We start from the raw sequence: 21,491 nt of genomic DNA, 5'->3' as shown, positions 1-21,491 counted from the left end.
GACCTTCATTCCTTTGCCTCACACGAAGCGGAACACGCCGATGGCGTAGACCACGGACAAGGCAAGAGCCCACCACAGGTTGGGACCGACAAGCCCCAGCCATGCGAGATGAATGAACGCCGAACCGAGCAGCGACACGAACAGCCGGTCGCCGCGTGTCGTCTCGAAGCGCAGGATGCCGATGCGCGGCGAACCGCCGGGCCGCGCATATTCCCAGACCGCCATCAGCGCGATCAACAGGAAGATGGTCAGGAAGAACATGGCCGTCGGGAACGACCAGGCCATCCAGCCGCCGGGGATGAGCGAGGCGAACCAGTCGCGCGCACCGTCCTTGACGGGCAGTGCGACGACGAGAAGCCCGACAATCACGGCATAGAGGACGAGCACGGCGGCGAGTGCGACCGGCCAGCGAGTGTTGCGGTTGGCGACGGCGACCATAAGCCCCTCCCCTTCAGACCCGGCCAAGGGCAAAGCCCTTGGCGATGTAGTTGCGCACGAAGTAGATGACGAGCGCGCCCGGAATGATCGTCAGCACGCCGGCCGCGGCAAGCACGCCCCAGTCCATGCCCGACGCCGAGACCGTGCGGGTCATCGTGGCGGCGATCGGCTTGGCGTCCGTCGTCGTCAGCGTGCGGGCGATCAGAAGCTCCACCCAGGAGAACATGAAGCAGAAGAACGCCGCCACCCCGATGCCCGACGCAATCAGCGGCACGAAGATCCTGGTGAAGAAGCGCGGGAACGAATAGCCGTCGATATAGGCGGTCTCGTCGATCTCCTTGGGCACGCCCGACATGAAGCCTTCCAGGATCCACACCGCCAGCGGCACGTTGAACAGGCAATGCGCGATGGCCACCGCGATGTGGGTGTCGATCAGGCCGAAGGCCGAATAGAGCTGGAAGAACGGCAGCGCAAACACCGCCGGCGGCGCCATGCGGTTGGTCAGGAGCCAGAAGAACAGGTGCTTGTCGCCCAAAAACCGGTAGCGCGAGAACGCATAGGCCGCCGGCAGCGCCACCGACACCGAGATCACCGTGTTCATGACCACATACAGGATCGAGTTGATATAGCCCGAATACCACGCCGGATCCGTGAAAATCACTGCATAGTTCCTCAGCGTCGGGTTCGCCGGCCACAACGATACCGACGTCATGATCTCCGTGTTCGTCTTGAAGCTCATGTTCACCAGCCAGTAGATCGGCAAAAGCAAAAACACGATGTAAAGGGTGGGGACAAGCCACGAGAGGCTGCGCCGGGTGCGCACGCTAGCCCTGGTATGCGTATCGCTGGCGGCGGCCTGAAAGGCGGTTGCGTTGGTTGCCTGTGAGGTCATGGTTTCCTCCCTCACGCCTGTTCATCGCTGCTGGTCATGACCGTGTAGAAGATCCACGACAGAAGCAGGATGATCAGGAAGTAGATGATGGACATGGCCGCAGCCGGGCCGAGGTCGAACTGGCCGATCGCCATCTTGACGAGGTCGATCGACAGGAACGTGGTGGAGTTGCCCGGACCGCCGCCCGTGACGACGAAAGGCTCGGTGTAGATCATGAAGCTGTCCATGAAGCGCAGCAGGAATGCGATCAGCAGCACGCGCTTCATCTTCGGCAGCTGGATGTAGCGGAACACCGCCCAGCGCGATGCGCCGTCGATCTTGGCGGCCTGGTAATAGGCTTCGGGAATGGAGACGAGGCCCGCATAGCATAAGAGAACGACAAGGCTCGTCCAGTGCCAGACGTCCATGATGATGAGCGTCATCCAGGCATCGAAGATGTTGTTGACGTAATTGTAGCTGATACCGAGCGACACCAGCGCATGGCCGAGCAGCCCGATATCGACGCGGCCGAAGACCTGCCAGATCGTGCCGACGACATTCCACGGAATGAGCAGAGGCAGCGCCATAAGGACGAGGCAGACGGGCACGCCCAGGCCCTTCTTCGGCATGTTGAGCGCAATCAGAATGCCGAGCGGGATTTCGATCGAGAGAATGATGACGGAGAACAGCAGGTTGCGCCCAAGCGCCTGCCAGAAGCGATCCGATGCCATGACATCGGAAAACCAGCCCACACCGTTCCAGAAGAACTGGTTGTTGCCGAACGTATCCTGCACGGAATAGTTCACGACCGTCATCAGTGGAATGACCGCCGAAAACGCGACCAGCAGCAGCACCGGCAGCACCATGAACCAGGCCTTGTTGTTCCAGGTCTTGTTCATCGTCAGCCCTCCCTGCCGACACGCCAGCTGTCGGCGTAGATGTTGATGGCGGCGGGATCGAAGATCACGCGCGGCTCGGCGGGGATTTCGCCGTCCTCCGGCACGACGATGGCGATCGGCTTGCCGGCGAATTCCGCCCGCACGATCTTCTGGCGGCCGATGTCTTCGACCTTGCTGATCGAAACGGGCATGCCGTCACGCGAAAGCGAAATGAATTCCGCGCGGATGCCGAGTTCGGTCCTGGCGCCTGCGGCGACAGCCGGCCTGTAATCCAGCGTTAGCGTCTGCCCGCCAACATTCACGCTGCTGCCGTCGATGGCGGCTGGCAGCACGTTCATGCCGGGCGAACCGATGAAATAGCCGACGAAGGTATGTTTCGGTTTCTCGAAGAGCTCGGCCGGCGTACCGATCTGCACGATCTGGCCGTCATACATGACGACGACCTTGTCGGCGAAAGTCAGCGCTTCGGTCTGGTCGTGGGTGACATAGACCATGGTAAAGCCGAACTGGCGGTGCAGCTTCTTCAATTGCGAGCGCAGCTGCCATTTCATGTGCGGGTCGATGACGGTGAGCGGCTCGTCGAACAGGATCGCGTTCACATCATTGCGCACAAGGCCGCGGCCAAGCGAGATCTTCTGCTTCTGGTCCGCCGTCAGTCCCCGGGCCTTTTTCTTCGCCCAGCTTGCCAGATCGATCATCTCGAGGATTTCGCGCACCCGGCGGTCGACCTCCGGCTCGGCCACGCCGCGGTTGCGCAACGGAAAGGCGAGGTTGTCGTAGACGGTCATGGTGTCGTAGATGACCGGAAACTGAAAGACCTGCGCGATGTTGCGCTGCTGCGTGGACAGATGCGTGACATCCTTCCCATCGAACAGGATGCGGCCTTCGGAGGGCTGCAACAGGCCTGAGATGATGTTCAGCAGCGTGGTCTTGCCGCAGCCGGAGGGACCAAGCAGCGCATAGGCGCCGCCGTCATTCCACTCGTGATGCACTTCCTTCAGCGAATAGTCCGCCTCCGACTTTGGCTTTTCGCCGTAGGCGTGGCGGATATGATCGAGGGTGATGCGTGCCATAACCGTCTCCCCTATGCCGCCATCGCGACCGGCGCGCCGAGCGCCCTGCCATCCGCACCGAAGGCCATCAGATGGCGGGTATCGACATGGACGGTGATCAGCGTATCCGGCTCGATATCGTGGATGCCCGGTGAGAGCATGACCCAATGGCTGCCCTCGAACTGGACGTAGATGAAGCTTTCCGAGCCAGCGATTTCCGAGATCGCCGTGCGGACCTGAAGGCTGGCCGATGCCGAATTCTGGCTTGAAAGCGCAAGATGATGCGGGTGGAACGCGATGGTGCAGGGCCCGTCCGCCAGCGCAGACAGATGCGCCGGCACCGGCAGGACCGGCTTGCCGCCAACCTCGAACTGCCCGGCCTTCTTTGTGACCTGCATCGTGTTCAGCGGCGGGTCGGCGAAGGTGCGGGCCGTCAGCAGATCGTTCGGCCGGCGATAGACATCGATGGTGCGGCCGAACTGCGTGATGCGGCCTTCGGACAGCGTCGCGGTGTTGCCGCCCAGAAGCAGCGCTTCCGAAGGCTCCGTCGTCGCATAGACGAAGATCGCGCCGGAGGCGGCGAAGATCTTCGGCAGTTCCAGGCGCAGTTCCTCGCGCAGCTTGTAGTCGAGATTGGCGAGCGGCTCGTCGAGCAGCACGAGGCTGGCATTCTTGACGATGGCGCGCGCCAGAGCCGTGCGCTGCTGCTGGCCTCCCGACAGGTTGAGCGGCGTGCGGTCTAGATAGGGTGTGAGCTTGAGCAGTTCGGCCGCCTTGCGCACCTCGCGGTCGATGGTCGCCTTGTCGGCACCCTTGATGCGCATGGGTGATGCGATGTTCTCATAGACGGTCAAGGCGGGATAGTTGATGAACTGCTGGTAGACCATGGCGACGCCACGATCCTGCACGCGCACGCCCGTCACATCCTTGCCGTCGAACCAGACGGACCCCGCCGTCGGCGTATCCAGCCCCGCCATCAGCCGCATCAACGATGTCTTGCCCGACAAGGTCGGACCAAGCAGCACGTTCAACGAGCCGCGTTCAAGCACGAGATTGGTCGGGTGGATGTGCGCCTCCGCTCCCGCCATCTTCGTGATGTTTTTCAGTTCAAGCATTCCTATCTCCGTAGCTCTTCCCAGACACCGGATTAGGCGCTATCGCCGGGCGTTTACCGCCCCTGCATATAGTCCTCCAGCACAGCCGCCTCGGCGGCCGAAATATGCAATCCTCTCTTCGTTCGGCGCCACAGCACGTCCTCGGCGTGCCGCGCCCATTCCTCCTGCATCAGCCAACGTACTTCGACCTCGTAGAGATCGCTGCCGAAATGCCGCCCCAGATCCTCCGTCGTCCGCGCATCGCCCAGCAGGGCGGACGCCCGCGTACCGTACAACCGCACCAGCCGGCGTGCATGGGCGGGTTGCAGGAACGGAAAGCGCGCGGAAAGCGCCTTCACTTCGCCGTCGAAACCGTCAATGTTGAAATCGCCGCCCGGCAGGCGGGAATGCGCGGTCCAGCGCGCACCCTTGGCCCCGATGGCCTCGCCGATCTTCTCCAGCGCGGCCTCTGCAAGCCGGCGGTATGTCGTAAGCTTTCCGCCGAAAACATTGAGCAACGGCGCCTGCCCGTCCGCACCTTCCACCTTCAGCACATAGTCGCGTGTCGCTTCCTGCGCCTTGTTCGCGCCGTCATCGAAGAGCGGGCGCACACCCGAATAGGTCCAGACGATATCGTCGCGCAGCACCGGCTCGGCAAAATACTCGCTTGCCGACGCGCAGAGGTATTCGATCTCCTCGTCCGCGATGTGCACACCGCGCGGGTCGCCCTTGTAATCGCGGTCCGTCGTCCCGACCAGGGTGAACTCTTCCTGATAGGGAATGGCGAACATGATACGCCCATCCGGGTTCTGAAAGAAGTAGGCGCGGGGATCGGAAAATTTCTTCTTCACGACGATGTGGCTGCCCTGCACGAGGCGGACATTGTGCACGTCGTTGCGGCCGACGGCCAAGGAGAGGACCCTGTCCACCCAGGGCCCGGTGGCATTGACCAGCATGCGGGCCTGCATGGTTTCGCGCGCGCCGGTCTCGGCATTCTCCGTCTCGACGATCCAGTGCCCGTTTTCGCGGCGTGCATTGACGACCTCGGTGGCCGTGCGGATATCGGCGCCGCGATCGGCGGCGTCGCGGGCATTCAGCACGACGAGACGGGCATCATCGACCCAGCCGTCGGAATATTCGAAAGCCTTGCGGAAAAGTGCCTTCAGCGGCCGGCCGGCGGGATCCTTTGCGAGATCGAGGGTGCGTGTGGCAGGCAGCAACTTGCGGCCGCCGATATAGTCATAAAGGAAAAGACCGAGGCGGATGAGCCAGGCTGGCCGCAGGCCGCCCTTCTGGAACGGCAGCACGAAACGCATGGGCCAGATGACGTGCGGCGCCATCGCCCAGAGCACTTCACGCTCCATCAACGCCTCGCGCACCAGGCGGAATTCGTAATGTTCGAGATAACGCAGCCCGCCGTGAATGAGCTTGGTGGAGGCTGAAGACGTGCCGGACGCGAAATCCTTCATCTCCGCGAGCACGACCGAGTAGCCCCGCCCGGCGGCATCACGCGCAATGCCGCAGCCGTTGATACCGCCGCCGATAACGAAAATATCGTGGATCACGTCGCCCTGCAAAACACCCTCCCATTTCGCATTGCACAAATTTGCGCATCTGCGAAAGCAAGAAGAGTAAAAACGAAAATATTTCGAATGTCAAACGAATGCAGGCTGAAATAGCTGGCCAGCTCACTCCACGGCGGAAGTCTCGATGAGGCGCACGTCGTTTTCCTGGCAGATCGCCCGGATATCGTCGACGGGACAGCTGTCGGTGATGAAGGTGTTGACCTGCGAGAGGTGGCCGATCCTGACGGGCGCGGTTCGCTCGAACTTCGTTGCATCCGAAACGAGGATGACATGGCGGGCGTTCGCGATGATCGCCTGTGCGACCTTCACTTCACGGTAGTCGAAGTCCAGCAAAGCTCCGTCCTGATCGATTGCAGAGGCGCCAATGACGGCATAATCCACCTTGAACTGCCGGATGAAGTCGACCGCCGCCTCTCCGACGATGCCGCCGTCCGCGCCGCGCACAACGCCGCCGGCAATCACCACCTCGATTGAGGGATAGACGCGCAAGCGGTTGGCAACGTTGATATTGTTGGTGATGACCATCAGTTCCTTGTGGTCGAGCAAGGCTTCGCCCACGGCTTCCGTCGTGGTGCCGATATTGATGAAGAGCGAGGAATTGTTCGGGATCATCGCCGCGGCCGCGCGACCGATCGCCTGCTTTTCCGGCGCGGCAATGGAACGGCGCGCCTCGTATTTCACGTTTTCATTGCCGCTGGGAAACAGTGCGCCGCCGTGAATGCGCGTCAGCACCTTGTCGTCGCACAGATCGTTGAGGTCCTTGCGGATGGTCTGCGGGGTCACGGAAAAGCGCGCGGCGAGGTCTTCCACGAGCACACGCCCCTCGGCCTTGGCGAGATCCAGAATCTCCGCCTGCCGCCCTGTCAGAAACATGATACGCCTCCCACTGCTTTCGTTTTCTTTCATCATATGCAAAAACGAACCCACATCAATTGACCCGCCAAACCTTCTTGGTCCGCGCGTCGCTTTTGTGATACTGCCGGCAAGCGTGATATCGGGAGGAAAGCGCATGTTTCATCCAGCCTTGTTCAAGGGTGCCAACGTCGTCGTTACTGGCGCAGGCCGTGGCATCGGGCTGGAGATCGCCCGACAGTTTCTCGACTGCGGCGCGCATGTGCTTCTGCATGGCGGACGCGCCGCCTCCGGCCCCTTGCCCGATTTCCTGGAGAACGCCGTCGCGGAAGCGCGCGCCCATGTCGTCTATGCGGACTTCCTTGAGGAGGGCGGCATCGGCGCACTCTTGCAGCGGGCCGACAGCCTGTTCCCCCACGTCGATGTACTGATCAACAATGCCGGCACGATGGTCGGCCGTTTCCCGGCCGCCGACCTCACCGACGAGCAATACGAAACCGTCGTGCGCCTCAACCAGACCTCTGTCGTGGAAGTGACGCGCGCATTGCTGCGCTCGCTGCGCCGCGCGCAGCATGCCGCCATCGTCAACACGGTCTCCATTTCCGCGTTGACCGGTGGCAGCCCGGGTTCGGCGATCTACTCGGCCACCAAGGCGTTCGTGTCGACCTATTCCAAGGCCCTGGCCCGTGAGCTTGCGCCCGACGGCATCCGCGTCAACTGCGTCTCGCCTGGCACGATCACCACCGACTTCCATTCCCGCTACTCGTCCACGGAGAAGCTGGAGGCGACGCGCAAGACAATTCCCCTACAGCGGCTCGGCACGCCGGAGGATTGCGCGCCCGCCTATCTCTTCCTGGCATCCAATGCCCTGTCCGGCTACGTTACCGGCCAGGTGCTGGAGGTGAATGGCGGCCAGCTCATCTGCTGACCGCTCCGGTCCTCATGCGTTGACGTCGACGACGACACGCCCCTTCACCTTGCCTTCAAGGATTTGGTCGGCCAGTTCCGGCAGGTCGGAAAGCCGGCGCTCGACCACCATGGCTTCCAATACATCCATCGGCAGGTCGGCCGCGATGCGGCTCCAGGCATCGACACGCTGGTCGTAGGGCCGCATGACGGAATCGATGCCAAGCAGGCTGACCCCGCGCAGCAAGAACGGGATGACGGTGAAGGAGGGCACCCCCGCACCGGCCGCCAGACCGACCGCGGCGACAGCGCCGTCATATTTCATCTGCTTGAGGACGCGCGCCAGCATGTCCCCGCCTACGGCGTCGATCGCGCCGGCCCAGCGCTCCGATTCGAGCGGCCTACTGTTTGCCTCGGCAAGCTCCGCCCGCTCCACGATGGTTTCCGCGCCGAGCGATTTCAGATAGCCGGCCGTTTCCGGCCGGCCGGTGACGGCGGCGACCGAGTAACCAAGCTTCGCCAGCAGCGCGACGCCGACCGAGCCGACCCCGCCGGCGGCTCCCGTCACCAGCACCTCGCCCTTCAGCGGCGAGACGCCTGCCTTTTCCAGCGCGATGACGGACAGCATGGAGGTCAGCCCGGCCGTACCGATCGCCATGGCCTGCCGTGTCGAAAGCGTTTCCGGCAACGGCACCAGCCAATCCGCCTTCACCCGGGCCCGCGTCGCATAGCCGCCCCACCACACCTCACCAACCCGCCAGCCGGTCAGCACCACCCGGTCGCCCGGCCGGTAGCGCGGATCGTCGGAAGTCTCGACCGTTCCGGCGAAGTCCACACCCGGCACATGCGGAAAGGTGCGTACCAATCCGCCCTTGCCGTTGATGCACAGGCCGTCCTTGTAATTGAGCGTCGAATATTCAACCGCGACGGTAACATCCCCGTCGGGAAGCCGCGAATCGTCGAGCTCCTGGATCGAGGCGGTGACTGCGCCGTCGCCGGCCTTCTCTACCAACAGTGCCTGAAACGTCATCGCGTGCTCCTCCTGTTCTGTACGTCATCGACATATAGGGCGCAGGGCATTGGTGCCGCCACTGTTCTTTTGTATCAAGGGGGCGGGAGGGCCGTTCGGACATGATAGACAAGCTAGAATATTTCATCGCGCTGGCACGCGAACGACACTTCGCCCGGGCTGCGGAAGAAATCGGCATCTCCCAGCCGACCCTTTCGGCCGCGATCCGCCAACTGGAGGATCAGCTTGGTGTGATGCTCGTCGTGCGTGGCTCGCGTTTCCAGGGCCTGACGCCCGAGGGACAGCGCGTGCTGGAATGGGCGCGCCGCATCGTCGGCGATACCCGCACAATGCGCGAGGAAATGCGCGCGGCGCGAAAGGGCCTTTCCGGCCACATCCGACTTGCCGCCATTCCCACGACGCTGTCCATGGTGCCGCGCATCACCGCGCCTTTTCAGGAAAAACACCCCGACGTCACTTTCTCCATCGTCTCGACCACCTCGATCAAGATTCTCGGGCTCTTGGAAAATCTCGAGATCGATGCCGGCCTGACCTATCTTGAGAACGAGCCGCTCGGCCGCGTGACCAGCGTGCCGTTGCTGCATGAGCACTATTGCCTCATCACGGCCAAGGGTAATCCGTTCTCGGATCGCGAAACTGTGACCTGGCGGGAGGCCGGGACTGTTAGGCTTTGCCTATTGACCGCGGACATGCAGAACCGCCGTATTATCAACCGTCACTTCGCCGAAGCGGGCGTTACGGTCGAACCGTCGCTTGAGGCGAATTCGATGATCGTGCTGTTCTCCCATGTGCGCACAGGCCGCTGGTCCAGCATCATGCCGCGAAATGTCGCAAAATCGTTTGGATTTCCTGACGAAATCAGTATAGTTTCTCTCACCGATCCCGATCCGCACCACACGATCGGCCTCGTTGCCACGCACCGCGAGCCCTTTACACCGCTCGTTTCCGCTTTGCTCCATGAAGCGCGCACGCTGGCCGAGAAGGGCATGAGTTAATAGTAATTTTCTATCGATCAACGGGTTTGCTTTATTGACCGTTCGCGTCGTGGCTGAGAAGCTGTCCAGATAGTCCGCGGGGATCGACAGGGTTCCGGTTCTCGTCGAGCAGTTTCAAAAGCATCGGCGCGCAGGAACCCCATGTCTCCCGTGGTTCATTCGTGTCGGTTGGGAGGCCTGACCATGAATGTGCATGTCCTCGGCAGCGATGTCGAAACAAGAACGCTGGCTATTGTCGGCGACCTGAAGGGGCTTGAGGGGCCGCTTCTCCCCATCCTGCATGAGATCCAGGCGGAGTTCGGCTACGTCCCGCAGGAAAGCCTGCCGGTCATCGCGCGGGAGCTGAACCTTTCGCGCGCCGAGGTGCATGGCGTCGTCACCTTCTATCACGATTATCGCGACCACCCCACGGGCAGGCATGTGCTGAAGCTCTGTCGCGCCGAGGCCTGTCAGGCGATGGGCGGCGACGATCTTGCCGAGCGCGTGAAGTCGCTGCTCGGTATCGATTTCCATCAGACGACTCTGGACGGCGCGGTGACGCTCGAACCGGTCTACTGTCTCGGGCTCTGTTCCTGCGCACCCGCCGCCATGCTCGACGGCGAGGTGCACGGAAGGGTCGACGCCGATCTTGCCAAGGAACTTGTCACGGAGGCACGCCGATGACCATTACCATCTTCGTACCGCGTGATGCCGCCGCCTTGGCGCTGGGCGCAGACCGTGTCGCCACCGCGATTGCCCGCGAAATCGAAACCCGCGGCATCGATGCCCGCATCGTGCGCAACGGCTCGCGCGGCATGCACTGGCTGGAACCGCTGGTCGAGGTACGCACGGAGAGGGGCCGGATCGCCTACGGACCGGTCAAGCCTTCCGACGTGCCATCGCTTTTCGAGGCGGGCTTCCTGCAAGGAGCGGATCATCCGCTCTGTCGCGGGCGGACGAAGGAGATACCGTTCCTCGCCCGCCAGACAAGGTTGACCTTCGCTCGCTGCGGCGTCACCGATCCGCTTTCGCTTGAGGACTATCGGCATTATCAGGGCATGAAAGGCCTGGAGAAGGCCGTGACCATGCAGCCGGCCGACATCATCCAGCAGGTGACGGATTCGGGCCTGCGCGGACGCGGCGGCGCGGGCTTCCCGACCGGCATCAAATGGAAGACGGTTCTGGAGGCGCCGGGCGCGCAGAAATATATCGTCTGCAATGCCGACGAGGGCGATAGCGGCACATTCGCCGACCGCATGATCATGGAAGGCGATCCCTTCGTGCTGATCGAGGGCATGGCGATCGCCGGCCTTGCGACCGGCGCGACGAAAGGCTTCATCTATACCCGTTCGGAATATCCGCACGCCATAGAGACCATGATCGCCGCCGTGGAGATCGCCCGCAAGGCCGGCATCCTCGGCCCTTCCGTACTGGGTTCCGGCAAGGCCTTCGACATGGAAGTGCGCGTCGGTGCGGGCGCTTATGTCTGCGGCGAGGAAACCGCACTGCTCAACAGCCTCGAAGGCAAACGCGGCATCGTGCGCGCCAAGCCGCCGCTACCCGCCTTGCAGGGCTTCCTCGGTCGTCCCACCGTCGTCAACAACGTGATCTCTCTGGCGTCCGTGCCCGTCATCATGGATCGCGGCGCAGAATTCTATCGTGATTTCGGCATGGGGCGTTCGCGCGGCACGATCCCGATCCAGATCGCCGGCAATACCAGGCATGGCGGCCTCTTTGAAACCGCCTTCGGCCTTACTCTCGGCGAGATCGTCGACGATATCGGCGGCGGCACGGCCTCGGGCCGTCCGGTCCGCGCCGTGCAGGTCGGCGGCCCGCTCGGTGCCTATTTCCCACGCGCGCTGTTCGACACGCCCTTCGACTACGAATCCTTCGCGGCCAAGGACGGTCTCATTGGTCATGCCGGCATCACCGTCTTCGACGATACCGTCGACATGCTGAAGCAGGCACGCTTCGCCATGGAGTTCTGCGCGGTGGAAAGCTGCGGCAAGTGCACGCCCTGTCGCATCGGCTCGACGCGCGGCGTCGAGACGGCCGACAAGATCGCGCAGGGCATCGAGCCCCAGAAGAACCGCGAATTGCTGGCCGATCTCTGCAACACGATGAAATTCGGTTCGCTCTGTGCGCTCGGCGGGTTCACGCCCTACCCGGTGCTCAGCGCCATGACTCATTTCCCGGAAGACTTTTCGCCGGCGCCGATCGCCGAAGCAGCGGAGTAAGCCCATGCCTCTCGTTCCCGAAATCGATTACGGCACCCCCGCCTCCCGCTCGGAAAAGATGGTGACGCTCACCATCGACGGCAACGAAATCACCGTCCCCGAGGGCACGTCCATCATGCGTGCCTCGATGGAGGCGGGCATCCAGGTGCCCAAGCTCTGCGCCACCGACATGGTGGATGCCTTCGGCTCCTGCCGGCTCTGTCTTGTCGAGATCGAGGGCCGCAACGGCACGCCGGCCTCGTGCACGACGCCGGTCGCACCCGGCCTCGTCGTTCATACCCAGACCGGCCGCCTGAAGGACATCCGCAAGGGCGTGATGGAGCTTTACATCTCCGATCACCCGCTCGACTGTCTTACCTGCGCGGCAAACGGCGACTGCGAATTGCAGGACATGGCCGGCGCCGTGGGCCTGCGCGACGTTCGCTACGGCTATGAAGGCGACAACCACGTCAAGGCGCGCAGCAACGGCGAAGCCAATGCACGCTGGATGCCGAAGGACGAATCCAACCCCTATTTCACCTACGACCCATCCAAGTGCATCGTCTGTTCGCGCTGCGTGCGCGCCTGCGAAGAGGTCCAGGGTACGTTTGCGCTGACCATCGAGGGCCGCGGTTTCGACAGCCGCGTTTCGCCCGGTATGCACGAGCATTTCCTGGAATCCGAATGCGTTTCCTGCGGAGCCTGCGTGCAGGCCTGCCCGACGGCGACGCTGACCGAAAAGTCGGTGATCGAGATCGGCCAGCCGGAGCATTCCGTTGTCACGACCTGCGCCTATTGCGGCGTCGGCTGCTCGTTCAAGGCGGAAATGCGCGGCGAAGAGCTGGTGCGTATGGTGCCGTGGAAGGATGGACAGGCCAATCGTGGCCATTCCTGCGTCAAGGGCCGCTTCGCCTATGGCTACTCGTCCCACCGCGAGCGCATCCTCAACCCGATGATCCGCGAGAAGATCTCCGATCCGTGGCGGGAAGTGACCTGGGAAGAGGCCTACGCCCATGTCGCCTCCGAGTTCCGCCGCATCCAATACCAGTACGGCCGTGATTCCATCGGCGGCATCACCTCGTCGCGCTGCACGAACGAGGAGACCTTCCTCGTCCAGAAACTCATCCGCGCCGGCTTCGGCAACAACAACGTCGACACCTGCGCCCGCGTCTGCCATTCGCCCACCGGCTATGGTCTTGGCCAGGCCTTCGGCACGTCCGCCGGCACGCAGAACTTCGACAGCGTCGAGTTCACCGATGTCGTCATCGTCATCGGCGCCAATCCCACCGATGCCCACCCTGTTTTCGGCTCGCGCCTGAAAAAGCGCTTGCGCCAGGGTGCCAAGCTCATCGTCATCGATCCGCGCCGCACGGAACTCGTGTCGTCGCCGCATATCAAGGCATCCTACCACCTGCCGCTGAAGCCGGGCACGAACGTTGCCGTCGTCACCGCGCTTGCCCATGTCATCGTGACGGAAGGTCTCTTCGACGAGGCGTTCATCCGCGAGCGGTGCGACTGGTCGGAATTCGAGGACTGGGCGTCCTTCGTCGCCGAACCGCGCCACAGCCCCGAGGAAACGGAAGCCTTCACCGGCGTTCCGGCCGAAGCGCTGCGCGGCGCCGCCCGCCTCTTCGCGACCGGCGGCAACGGCTCGATCTATTACGGTCTCGGCGTCACCGAGCACAGCCAGGGCTCGACCACCGTCATGGCCATCGCCAACCTCGCCATGGCGACCGGCAATATCGGCCGTCCGGGCGTCGGCGTGAACCCGCTGCGCGGTCAGAACAACGTGCAGGGCTCGTGCGACATGGGCTCGTTCCCGCACGAACTGCCGGGTTACCGCCACATCTCCGACGACGCGACGCGCGATATCTTCGAGAAGCTGTGGGGCGTGAAGCTCAACAACGAGCCGGGCCTGCGCATTCCCAACATGCTGGATGCCGCCGTCGAAGGCACCTTCAAGGGCATCTACATCCAGGGCGAGGACATCCTCCAGTCCGACCCGGACACCAAACACGTCTCTGCGGGGCTGGCTGCGATGGAATGCGTCGTCGTGCAGGACCTGTTCCTCAACGAGACCGCGAACTACGCCCATGTCTTCCTGCCGGGCTCCACCTTCCTGGAAAAGGACGGCACATTCACCAATGCCGAACGCCGCATCAACCGCGTGCGCCGAGTCATGACGCCGAAGAACGGCTATGCCGACTGGGAGGTCACGCAGAACCTCGCCAAGGCCATGGGTCTCGACTGGAACTACACCCATCCTTCCGAGATCATGGACGAGATCGCCGCAACGACACCGAGCTTCGCGATGGTGTCCTACGACTATCTCGACAAGGTCGGCTCGGTTCAGTGGCCCTGCAACGAGAAGAACCCGCTCGGCTCGCCGATCATGCACATCAACGGCTTCGTGCGCGGCAAGGGTAAGTTCATTCGCACGGAATATGTCGCAACCGACGAAAAGACCGGGGCGCGCTTCCCGCTGCTACTCACCACCGGCCGCATTCTCAGCCAGTACAATGTCGGCGCCCAGACAAGGCGCACCGACAACGTCATCTGGCATGAAGAGGACCGGCTGGAGATACACCCGCACGATGCCGAGAACCGCGGCATCCGCGAGGGCGACTGGGTGCGGCTTTCCAGCCGCGCCGGCGAGACGACGTTGCGCGCGCTCATCACCGATCGCGTCGCACCGGGTGTCGTCTACACGACCTTCCACCATCCGACGACGCAGGCAAACGTCATCACCACCGATTTCTCGGACTGGGCGACGAACTGCCCTGAATACAAGGTGACCGCCGTGCAGATCTCGCCGTCGAACGGACCGTCCGACTGGCAGGTCGAATATGACGAGCTCGCCCGCCGGTCACGCCGCATCAAGGGCAAGCTGGAGGCGGCGGAATAGGATCGAGCGTGCCCGAATTTTCCACCAACACGAAGGTCCGCGAGACCGCCCGGCGCAACGGGCGGCTCTCTGACGGCGAGCGTTTCGTTCCCGAGGAAACTCCGATCGCCTTCTCCTACGCCGGCTCCACCCATGCCGTCATGATGGCGACTCCGGCGGACCTGGAAGATTTTGCCATTGGCTTCAGCCTGACCGAGGGGATCATCATGGACCCCGCGGAGATCGAAACGATCGACGTGGAGGCGGAAGACAAGGGCATCGACCTGCAGATCCGTCTTTCGGACGAACAGAACGACGCGCTGGTCGCCCGGCGCCGCCATATGGCCGGGCCTGTCGGTTGCGGCCTTTGCGGCATCGAATCGATCGAACAGGCCGTTCGCGTCACCCCGTCCGTGCGTACGTCGACACTTACGCTATCGGAAGACGAGGTGGTGCAGGCCGTGCGGTTGCTCAACGGCCAGCAGCCGCTGCACATGGTGACGCGCGCCGTTCACGGCGCGGGCTTCTATGTTCCGGGCCAAGGCCTCATTGCCGTTCGGGAAGATGTCGGCAGGCACAATGCGCTCGACAAGCTCGTCGGCGCGGCGCGACGGGCGGGCCATGCCGGCCATGCGGGCGCTGTCGTCGTGACGAGCCGCGTGTCCGTCGAAATGGTGCAGAAGACGGCGATCATCGGCAGCCCCTTGATCATAGCCATCTCCGCCCCCACCGCGCTCGCCATCCGTACGGCGGAGGACGCGGGCATGACGCTGATCGCATTGGTGCGCGGCGACGAATTCGAGATTTTCACCGGTGCGGACCGCATCGGAGCCGGCGCCGAGCGGCGTCTGGGCAACGGCTAGGAGACAGATATGTCGGAAGGCAACAAGATCGTACGCATGGCGAACCAGATCGCCACCTTCTTTCACTCCCAGCCGGCGAGCGAGGGCCCGAACGGCGTGGCGACCCACATCAACAAGTTCTGGGAGCCACGCATGCGCCGGCAGCTCTTCGACCTCGTCGACAATCATGGTGGTGAAGGCCTCGACAGCCTTGTCCTGGAAGCCGTGCCACTCATCCGCCGCCCCCCGCCCGCCGAAGTGCCGCCCGCACAGGCCGCGGCACCGGCAGCACCCTGATATCGAGGGATTGAGCGGGATCGCCCGGCATTTCAGCCGGACGATCCCACTGCAAACCAATCAGAATTCTTCCCAATCGGCGGCCGCTTGTGCCGTTGCGCTGTGCGATGCCCGCATCGTGCGCGCCACCGCATGAAGCTGGGCGATAGGCGCCGCGCGTTGCGTCTGGTTTTCGGTTTCCGCCAGGCGGAAGCGGCGAATGAGGCCATGAAGCGCATCCGCCTCACGCGCCATAGAATGGCTGGCGGCCGTGCTTTCCTCCACCATCGCCGCGTTCTGCTGTGTCGCCTGGTCCATCGCGTTGACGGCCTGGTTGATCTCGCGAAGCCCTGTCGACTGCTCGCGCGATGCTTCGACGATGGCGGCGACATTCGTATGGACCTCGAGCACCTGCGTCAGGATCTCGCGCAGTGTTCGCCCCGTCTCATCGACAAGCGACACACCATTCTTTACCTGCTCGCCCGATGTCGTGATGAGGGCCTTGATATCCTTCGCCGCGCTGGCGGACCGTTGCGCAAGCTCACGGACTTCCTGTGCGACGACGGCAAAGCCCTTGCCGGCCTCGCCCGCCCGCGCCGCCTCAACCCCGGCATTGAGCGCCAGCAGGTTCGTCTGAAAGGCGATATCGTCGATGACGCCGATGATGCTGGAGATCTCGCGCGAGGATTGCTCGATCTGCCCCATGGCGTCGATCGCCCGCTTGACGACTTCGCCGGATTTCTCGGCACCCGCGCGGGTCTGTCCCACCAGGCTGCCCGCCTCGTCGGCGCGCCGGCTCGAATCGCTCACCGTCGTCGTGATCTGGTCGAGCGCGGCCGCGGTCTCCTCGACGGAGGCCGCCTGCCTTTCGGTGCGCCTGGCCAGGTCGTCCGTCGCCGAACGGATTTGCTGCGCGCCCGAGGCAATCGCGTTCGCATTGGTTTCGACCGTCCGCATTGCCGCATGGAGACCCGAAACGGCCGCATTGAAATCGCTGCGTACCTTTTCCATCGAGGGGACGAAGGGCATGGCGAGATGTTGCGTAAGGTCTCCCTCCGCAAGCGCCTTGAGCGCACCGCCCAACGCATTGATCGCCGACATGCGCTCCGTGACATCGGTGGCGAATTTGACGACCTTGTAGACCCGGCCGTTCAGGTCGCGGATCGGATTGTACGCCGCCTGGATCCAGATCTCCTTGCCGCCCTTGCCGTAACGCACAAACTCGCTGGAGATAAAATTTCCCGCCGCAAGGCTCGTCCAGAAGTCGGCATAGGCAGGCGTCTGCGCATAGGCAGGATCGCAGAACATGCGGTGGTGCTTCCCGACGATTTCCGTCAGGTCATAGCCGAGCCCGGCACAGAAATTCTCGTTGGCGTGCAGAATTTCGCCGGTGGGCGTGAATTCGATGACCGCCTGTGAGCGCGAGATCGCATCGAGCTTGCTCGCGTCCTCGGCAGCACGGATTTTCGCAAGCGTGATATCCGTCGCGAACTTGACCACCTTGTAGGGTTTGCCACCCCGTAAGACCGGGTTGTACGACGCCTGGATCCAGATTTCGCTGCCGTCCTTGCGCAGACGCTTGTAGCTGCCTGAATCATATTCCCCGCGCCCGAGCCGTGCCCAGAACTGCCGGTAGTTATCGCTGGCCGTATGCGCGGCGTCACAGAACATCCGATGATGCTGACCGACGATCTCTGTCAGGTCATAGCCAAGCGCCGTGCAGAAGTTTTCGTTGGCAGTGAGAACGTTACCGGCGAGGTCGAACTGTATAACGGCCTGCGAACGCGACAGGGCGTCGATGATGTTGCCCGAATCCGTAAAGCCTGCGAAAGAAATCATGACCTGTCCCCATATGTGACGGCCACGGCCTGGTGGTGATTGCCGCGTGGCGATCGTCGGTTGCGGGAGTGGTCGGCATGACCCGAACCATGCGCCAGCCTCCCTTAACGCAATCCTCGAAGAGAACCCCTATCTCAAGCAAAGGCTGCACAATCAAAGATAGAGTTGCTTCATTAAAAATTTATAAAAACAGAAATAGCTGATTTTGGGGCCCTTGCATTACAATAGCTTACTTCCGACGCCGTAAATGCAGACTGACGTAACGTAAGCACGCGGCGCAAAACGTCGCGCAAAAATATACTATAGGTTGCATTCCTTGGAAATAAAAAGACCGTCACACCAGCGCATGACGGTCGTTGACATTGCGCGTGGTACGGTCGCTCAGGCGGCCATGTCCTCCATATCGCGTTCCTTGAACATGCGTGCAAGGTTGAGGAAGCAGATCATACCGTTCTCATGGGCGATGATGCCTTCCGCATACACCTTGTCGAAGGAGGTCGTCACTTCCGGCACGGGCTGGATCTGCTCACCGCGAATGGTGAGAATGTCGGAAACCCGATCGACGACGAGGCCGACCACCATGTTGTGCACTTCGGCGACGACGATCGCGCTGCGCTCATTGGCTTCGGTGCTCTTCATGCCGAGCTTGTGCGCGAGATCGATGATCGGGATGACCGTGCCGCGCAGGTTCATCACGCCGATGACATCCGGCGGCGAATGCGGGATCGGCGTGGACGGCGCCCAGCCGCGGATTTCGCGGATCGTGGTCGTCTTCACGCAGAATTCCTGATCGTGCAGACGGAATGCGATGATTTCGAGCGTATCACCGGTAAAGCCGGTCGTCTTTATGGAGGTCATCGGGGTCTTCCCAGTTGGAGCGACGAATTGACCGATCCTATGCACGCCCTGGTTAAAATCTTTCCAACATCCGTCCCGACCAACAAAAAGGGCCCCGCGTCGCAGGGCCTTTCTTCGTCTATGGATCAAGATGCTCAGGTGCGCAGCACGGCCTCGAACTGCTCCAATGCCCAATCGACCTGATCGCCGGTGATGACGAGCGGCGGGGCAATACGGATCGTGTCCCCATGTGTATCCTTGGCGAGAATGCCGCGCTCCTTCAGCGCCTCGCAATATTTGCGCGCGCCGCCGGCCGCAGGGTCGAGCTCAACCGCCAGCATCAGGCCACGGCCGCGCACTTCCTTGATGATATTGGAGCGGATGCCCTTCAATCCCGCCCCGAAGCGTTCGCCCATCCGCTCGGAATTGCCGATCATGTCTTCTTCCACCAGTACCTTCAAAGCCGCGCGCGCAATGGCGCAGGCGAGCGGGTTGCCGCCGAAGGTCGAGCCGTGCTGCCCGGGTTTCAGCACGCCCAGCACCTCGCTGTTCGAAAGCACCGCCGAGACCGGGTAAAAGCCACCGGACAGCGCCTTACCGACCAGCGTCACATCCGCCTCGATGCCCTCGTGCTCTTCCGCGAGCAGCTTTCCGGTGCGGCCGAGCCCCGTCTGGATCTCGTCGAGGATGAGCGTGATGCCGTGCTGCGTGCAAAGTTCGCGGACGGCGGTGAAATAGCCGGCCGGCGGGATCAGCACGCCCGCCTCGCCCTGGATGGGCTCGATGAGGAAGGCTACCGTATTTTCGTTAATCGCAGTGCGGAAGGCGTCGATATCGCCGAAGGGCACATGGCGGAAGCCCGGTGCGAACGGGCCGAAGCCGATGCGCGCATCCGGATCCGTGGAAAAGCCGACAATGCCCATGGTGCGGCCATGGAAGTTGTTGGCGCAGACGATGATCTCGGCCTGGCCCTCCGGCACGCCCTTCACCTCATAGCCCCATTTGCGCACCGCCTTGACGGCAGTTTCGACTGCTTCCGCACCGGAATTCATCGGTAGCACCTTGTGCGACCCGGTGAGCGCGGCGATCTCTTCGTAGAAATGCGCCAGCTGATCGTTACGGAAGGCCCGTGAGGTCAAGGTGAGCTTCTGGGCCTGCTCGACCATCGCCGCCAGGATTTTCGGGTGGCAATGCCCCTGGTTGACCGCCGAATAGGCCGAAAGGCAATCCAGATACCGGTTGCCGTCGACATCCCAGACATACACACCCTCGCCCCGCGAAAGCACCACGTCGAGAGGCTTGTAGTTATGGGCGCCCAGGCGATGCTCGATTTCGATCAGGCTTGCGGTCGACGGTGTCATGGTATCCTCCGGTTTCAGGCGCTGCGGGTCGGCCGGTCGAGAATGCGGCGGCCGAAAAGACTTGCGGTGAGCTCGACGAGAATGCGGGCGCTCTTGCCGCGGTCATCGAGAAAGGGGTTCAGCTCGACGAGATCGAGTGACGAGACGAGCCCGCTGTCGCAGAGCATCTCCATGATCAGATGGGCTTCGCGGAAGGTCGCGCCACCGGGCACCGTCGTGCCGACTCCCGGCGCGAGATCGGGATCGAGAAAATCGACGTCGAGGCTCACATGCAGCAGGCCATCCGCGGCCCGGATGCGGGCAATGACGTCGTGCATGATATGCGCCATGCCAATCTCATCGACAGCACGCATGTCGAAGACGTTGACGCCGTGCTCGGAGATCTCCTCCCGCTCGCGCGCATCGACGGAGCGAATGCCGACCTGGAACACGTTCTTCGGATCGACGAACGGGCGCCCAGCGTCGAGGATCGGCGCGAACTCCGCCTGGCCGCAAAAGAAGGCGACCGGCATGCCATGCATGTTGCCGGAGGGTGAACTCGACGGCGAATTGAAGTCGGCATGGGCATCCAGCCAGAGCACGAAAAGCGGGCGGCCGAGATCGGCGGCGTGGCGCGCCATGCCCGAGACGGACCCCATGGACAACGCGTGATCCCCGCCGAGGATAAGCGGAAACTTGCCGCTATGTGCGGCATCGTAAACAGCGGTATCGAGCGCACGCGCGAAGGCGGCGACGACCTGCAGGTTGTTGGCCTTGGGATGGTTTGCGAGGTCGCGCGCCGGCACCGGTTTCAGGTCGCCCTCATCCGTGACCGTATGGCCGAGGTCGCGCAGGGTCGAGTCGACGCCAGCGATGCGGAGGGCCATCGGCCCCATAGAAGCGCCGCGACGGCCCGAGCCCTCTTCGAGAGGCGCGCCGATCAGCGCGATATGCGTGTTGTTGTCAGCCATGATTTCCCCGCGAATGCGTGAAGCCGGTTTGCCCCGGTTTTGGGTAATTATCGCCGGTCAGGCTGTTGGCAAAAAGGGGAAAAACTGACAAATAGATTGCCTGTATCAGCATTTTGCCAAGTACGGATCGACACAATGATAAGCCTTGACGATCTCGATCATTCCCTGATCAGCGCCTTGCGCCACAATGCGCGGACTCCCGTATCATCGCTCGCCGCGATGACCGGCGCCTCGCGTGCAACGGTTGCCGCGCGGATCGAACGGCTCGTTTCCTCCGGCACCATCGCCGCCTTCACCATCAAGACCGGTGCGGAACTGACGGGCAGCGGCGTGCGCGCGATCGTAATGATCGAGGTTCACGGCAAGATGGCCGACCGCGTGGCAACGCAGCTGCGCGGCCTGCCGCAGGTCCGCGCGCTTCATTCGACCAATGGCCGCTGGGATTTCATCGCCGAACTCGAGGATCGAGACCTCGGCACCTTCGACGAAACGCTGCACCGTATCCGCCTGATCGACGGCATCAACGGCACCGAGACCAACATTCTTCTCAAGACGACGAAAAATGCCTTCGCCTGAGCGAATGG

The 21,491-nt window shown here is 62.6% G+C and carries 20 protein-coding genes; 8 read left to right on the top strand and 12 right to left on the bottom strand.

The features are described from left to right. Nucleotides 1-18 precede the first annotated feature (18 nt). From MNR02_RS02195 to MNR02_RS02165, 7 genes are all read right to left on the bottom strand, one after another. Nucleotides 19-438, bottom strand: a complete 420-nt coding sequence (locus MNR02_RS02195) for a DUF2160 domain-containing protein (RefSeq protein WP_241947923.1) — start codon at nucleotides 436-438, stop codon at nucleotides 19-21. Nucleotides 439-451: 13 nt separating this feature from the next. Next, entirely contained in the window at nucleotides 452-1,330 is an 879-nt protein-coding gene (locus MNR02_RS02190) for a carbohydrate ABC transporter permease (protein ID WP_241947922.1), read from the bottom strand. Between the two features lie 11 nt (nucleotides 1,331-1,341). Then, nucleotides 1,342-2,208, bottom strand: coding sequence for a carbohydrate ABC transporter permease (locus MNR02_RS02185; protein ID WP_241947921.1), 867 nt, complete (start codon nucleotides 2,206-2,208; stop codon nucleotides 1,342-1,344). 2 nt (nucleotides 2,209-2,210) lie between these two features. Beyond that, on the bottom strand, nucleotides 2,211-3,281 hold the full coding sequence (locus MNR02_RS02180) for an ABC transporter ATP-binding protein (RefSeq protein ID WP_241947920.1): 1,071 nt from the start codon (nucleotides 3,279-3,281) through the stop codon (nucleotides 2,211-2,213). An 11-nt stretch (nucleotides 3,282-3,292) separates the two neighbouring features. Beyond that, nucleotides 3,293-4,375, bottom strand: a complete 1,083-nt coding sequence (locus MNR02_RS02175; RefSeq protein ID WP_241947919.1) for an ABC transporter ATP-binding protein — start codon at nucleotides 4,373-4,375, stop codon at nucleotides 3,293-3,295. A 53-nt stretch (nucleotides 4,376-4,428) separates the two neighbouring features. Beyond that, nucleotides 4,429-5,931: a glycerol-3-phosphate dehydrogenase gene (gene glpD / locus MNR02_RS02170; protein ID WP_241947918.1), complete on the bottom strand. Its 1,503-nt coding sequence runs from the start codon at nucleotides 5,929-5,931 to the stop codon at nucleotides 4,429-4,431. 111 nt (nucleotides 5,932-6,042) lie between these two features. Continuing rightward, a complete protein-coding gene (locus MNR02_RS02165; protein WP_241601190.1) occupies nucleotides 6,043-6,813 on the bottom strand; it encodes a DeoR/GlpR family DNA-binding transcription regulator in 771 nt (256 codons plus the stop codon). Between the two features lie 136 nt (nucleotides 6,814-6,949). Between MNR02_RS02165 and MNR02_RS02160 the strand changes: the two genes are divergently transcribed. Then, the gene (locus MNR02_RS02160) at nucleotides 6,950-7,720 is read left to right on the top strand and encodes an SDR family NAD(P)-dependent oxidoreductase (RefSeq protein WP_241601189.1); all 771 of its coding nucleotides are present in this window, start codon (nucleotides 6,950-6,952) and stop codon (nucleotides 7,718-7,720) included. Between the two features lie 12 nt (nucleotides 7,721-7,732). Here the strand turns inward: MNR02_RS02160 and MNR02_RS02155 are convergent, their stop codons facing one another. Then, nucleotides 7,733-8,728 (bottom strand): MDR family oxidoreductase, encoded by a 996-nt coding sequence (locus MNR02_RS02155; protein WP_241947917.1) that lies wholly within the window; start codon nucleotides 8,726-8,728, stop codon nucleotides 7,733-7,735. A 101-nt stretch (nucleotides 8,729-8,829) separates the two neighbouring features. On the opposite strand from MNR02_RS02155, the gene MNR02_RS02150 reads away from it, so the two are divergent. From MNR02_RS02150 to MNR02_RS02125, 6 genes are all read left to right on the top strand, one after another. Further along, on the top strand, nucleotides 8,830-9,723 hold the full coding sequence (locus tag MNR02_RS02150; protein ID WP_241601187.1) for a LysR family transcriptional regulator: 894 nt from the start codon (nucleotides 8,830-8,832) through the stop codon (nucleotides 9,721-9,723). Nucleotides 9,724-9,906: 183 nt separating this feature from the next. Continuing rightward, on the top strand, nucleotides 9,907-10,386 hold the full coding sequence (locus tag MNR02_RS02145) for a formate dehydrogenase subunit gamma (RefSeq protein WP_241601186.1): 480 nt from the start codon (nucleotides 9,907-9,909) through the stop codon (nucleotides 10,384-10,386). Beyond that, nucleotides 10,383-11,939 (top strand): NADH-quinone oxidoreductase subunit NuoF, encoded by a 1,557-nt coding sequence (locus MNR02_RS02140; protein WP_241947916.1) that lies wholly within the window; start codon nucleotides 10,383-10,385, stop codon nucleotides 11,937-11,939. The genes MNR02_RS02145 and MNR02_RS02140 overlap by 4 nt, the downstream gene beginning before the upstream one ends. 4 nt (nucleotides 11,940-11,943) lie before the next feature. Then, a complete protein-coding gene (fdhF, locus tag MNR02_RS02135) occupies nucleotides 11,944-14,823 on the top strand; it encodes a formate dehydrogenase subunit alpha (protein WP_241947915.1) in 2,880 nt (959 codons plus the stop codon). 8 nt (nucleotides 14,824-14,831) lie between these two features. Further along, the gene (gene fdhD / locus MNR02_RS02130) at nucleotides 14,832-15,665 is read left to right on the top strand and encodes a formate dehydrogenase accessory sulfurtransferase FdhD (RefSeq protein ID WP_241947914.1); all 834 of its coding nucleotides are present in this window, start codon (nucleotides 14,832-14,834) and stop codon (nucleotides 15,663-15,665) included. Nucleotides 15,666-15,674: 9 nt separating this feature from the next. Further along, nucleotides 15,675-15,941 carry a formate dehydrogenase subunit delta gene (locus tag MNR02_RS02125; RefSeq protein WP_241601182.1) on the top strand — a complete coding sequence of 89 codons (267 nt, stop codon included), beginning with the start codon at nucleotides 15,675-15,677 and terminating at the stop codon, nucleotides 15,939-15,941. A gap of 60 nt (nucleotides 15,942-16,001) precedes the next feature. Here the strand turns inward: MNR02_RS02125 and MNR02_RS02120 are convergent, their stop codons facing one another. The 4 genes from MNR02_RS02120 to rocF all read right to left on the bottom strand — a co-directional run bounded on the left by MNR02_RS02120 (nucleotide 16,002) and on the right by rocF (nucleotide 20,907). Next, entirely contained in the window at nucleotides 16,002-17,759 is a 1,758-nt protein-coding gene (locus tag MNR02_RS02120) for a PAS domain-containing methyl-accepting chemotaxis protein (RefSeq protein ID WP_241947913.1), read from the bottom strand. A gap of 381 nt (nucleotides 17,760-18,140) precedes the next feature. After that, nucleotides 18,141-18,617, bottom strand: coding sequence for a chemotaxis protein CheW (locus MNR02_RS02115; RefSeq protein WP_241601180.1), 477 nt, complete (start codon nucleotides 18,615-18,617; stop codon nucleotides 18,141-18,143). A 134-nt stretch (nucleotides 18,618-18,751) separates the two neighbouring features. Further along, nucleotides 18,752-19,957, bottom strand: coding sequence for an ornithine--oxo-acid transaminase (rocD, locus tag MNR02_RS02110; protein ID WP_241947912.1), 1,206 nt, complete (start codon nucleotides 19,955-19,957; stop codon nucleotides 18,752-18,754). A 14-nt stretch (nucleotides 19,958-19,971) separates the two neighbouring features. After that, nucleotides 19,972-20,907 carry an arginase gene (gene rocF, locus MNR02_RS02105; RefSeq protein ID WP_241601178.1) on the bottom strand — a complete coding sequence of 312 codons (936 nt, stop codon included), beginning with the start codon at nucleotides 20,905-20,907 and terminating at the stop codon, nucleotides 19,972-19,974. Between the two features lie 135 nt (nucleotides 20,908-21,042). Between rocF and MNR02_RS02100 the strand changes: the two genes are divergently transcribed. Further along, nucleotides 21,043-21,483: an Lrp/AsnC family transcriptional regulator gene (locus MNR02_RS02100; RefSeq protein WP_241601177.1), complete on the top strand. Its 441-nt coding sequence runs from the start codon at nucleotides 21,043-21,045 to the stop codon at nucleotides 21,481-21,483. Nucleotides 21,484-21,491 lie beyond the last annotated feature (8 nt).

It is taken from the genome of Shinella sp. H4-D48, from assembly GCF_022637395.1.
In the GTDB taxonomy this organism is placed as follows: domain Bacteria; phylum Pseudomonadota; class Alphaproteobacteria; order Rhizobiales; family Rhizobiaceae; genus Shinella; species Shinella sedimenti.
Note: the sequence above shows the minus strand (reverse complement) of the source record. Positions and strands in the feature narration are given on the sequence as shown.

What these genes read in the sequence shown, in the direction of transcription:
- MNR02_RS02195 (WP_241947923.1), bottom strand. Translation starts at nt 438, where the DNA reads ATGGTCGCCGTCGCCAACCGCAACACTCGCTGGCCGGTCGCACTCGCC.
- MNR02_RS02190 (WP_241947922.1), bottom strand. Translation starts at nt 1,330, where the DNA reads ATGACCTCACAGGCAACCAACGCAACCGCCTTTCAGGCCGCCGCCAGC.
- MNR02_RS02185 (WP_241947921.1), bottom strand. Translation starts at nt 2,208, where the DNA reads ATGAACAAGACCTGGAACAACAAGGCCTGGTTCATGGTGCTGCCGGTG.
- MNR02_RS02180 (WP_241947920.1), bottom strand. Translation starts at nt 3,281, where the DNA reads ATGGCACGCATCACCCTCGATCATATCCGCCACGCCTACGGCGAAAAG.
- MNR02_RS02175 (WP_241947919.1), bottom strand. Translation starts at nt 4,375, where the DNA reads ATGCTTGAACTGAAAAACATCACGAAGATGGCGGGAGCGGAGGCGCAC.
- MNR02_RS02165 (WP_241601190.1), bottom strand. Translation starts at nt 6,813, where the DNA reads ATGTTTCTGACAGGGCGGCAGGCGGAGATTCTGGATCTCGCCAAGGCC.
- MNR02_RS02160 (WP_241601189.1), top strand. Translation starts at nt 6,950, where the DNA reads ATGTTTCATCCAGCCTTGTTCAAGGGTGCCAACGTCGTCGTTACTGGC.
- MNR02_RS02155 (WP_241947917.1), bottom strand. Translation starts at nt 8,728, where the DNA reads ATGACGTTTCAGGCACTGTTGGTAGAGAAGGCCGGCGACGGCGCAGTC.
- MNR02_RS02150 (WP_241601187.1), top strand. Translation starts at nt 8,830, where the DNA reads ATGATAGACAAGCTAGAATATTTCATCGCGCTGGCACGCGAACGACAC.
- MNR02_RS02145 (WP_241601186.1), top strand. Translation starts at nt 9,907, where the DNA reads ATGAATGTGCATGTCCTCGGCAGCGATGTCGAAACAAGAACGCTGGCT.
- MNR02_RS02140 (WP_241947916.1), top strand. Translation starts at nt 10,383, where the DNA reads ATGACCATTACCATCTTCGTACCGCGTGATGCCGCCGCCTTGGCGCTG.
- fdhF (WP_241947915.1), top strand. Translation starts at nt 11,944, where the DNA reads ATGCCTCTCGTTCCCGAAATCGATTACGGCACCCCCGCCTCCCGCTCG.
- MNR02_RS02125 (WP_241601182.1), top strand. Translation starts at nt 15,675, where the DNA reads ATGTCGGAAGGCAACAAGATCGTACGCATGGCGAACCAGATCGCCACC.
- MNR02_RS02120 (WP_241947913.1), bottom strand. Translation starts at nt 17,759, where the DNA reads ATGATTTCTTTCGCAGGCTTTACGGATTCGGGCAACATCATCGACGCC.
- MNR02_RS02115 (WP_241601180.1), bottom strand. Translation starts at nt 18,617, where the DNA reads ATGACCTCCATAAAGACGACCGGCTTTACCGGTGATACGCTCGAAATC.
- rocD (WP_241947912.1), bottom strand. Translation starts at nt 19,957, where the DNA reads ATGACACCGTCGACCGCAAGCCTGATCGAAATCGAGCATCGCCTGGGC.
- rocF (WP_241601178.1), bottom strand. Translation starts at nt 20,907, where the DNA reads ATGGCTGACAACAACACGCATATCGCGCTGATCGGCGCGCCTCTCGAA.
- MNR02_RS02100 (WP_241601177.1), top strand. Translation starts at nt 21,043, where the DNA reads ATGATAAGCCTTGACGATCTCGATCATTCCCTGATCAGCGCCTTGCGC.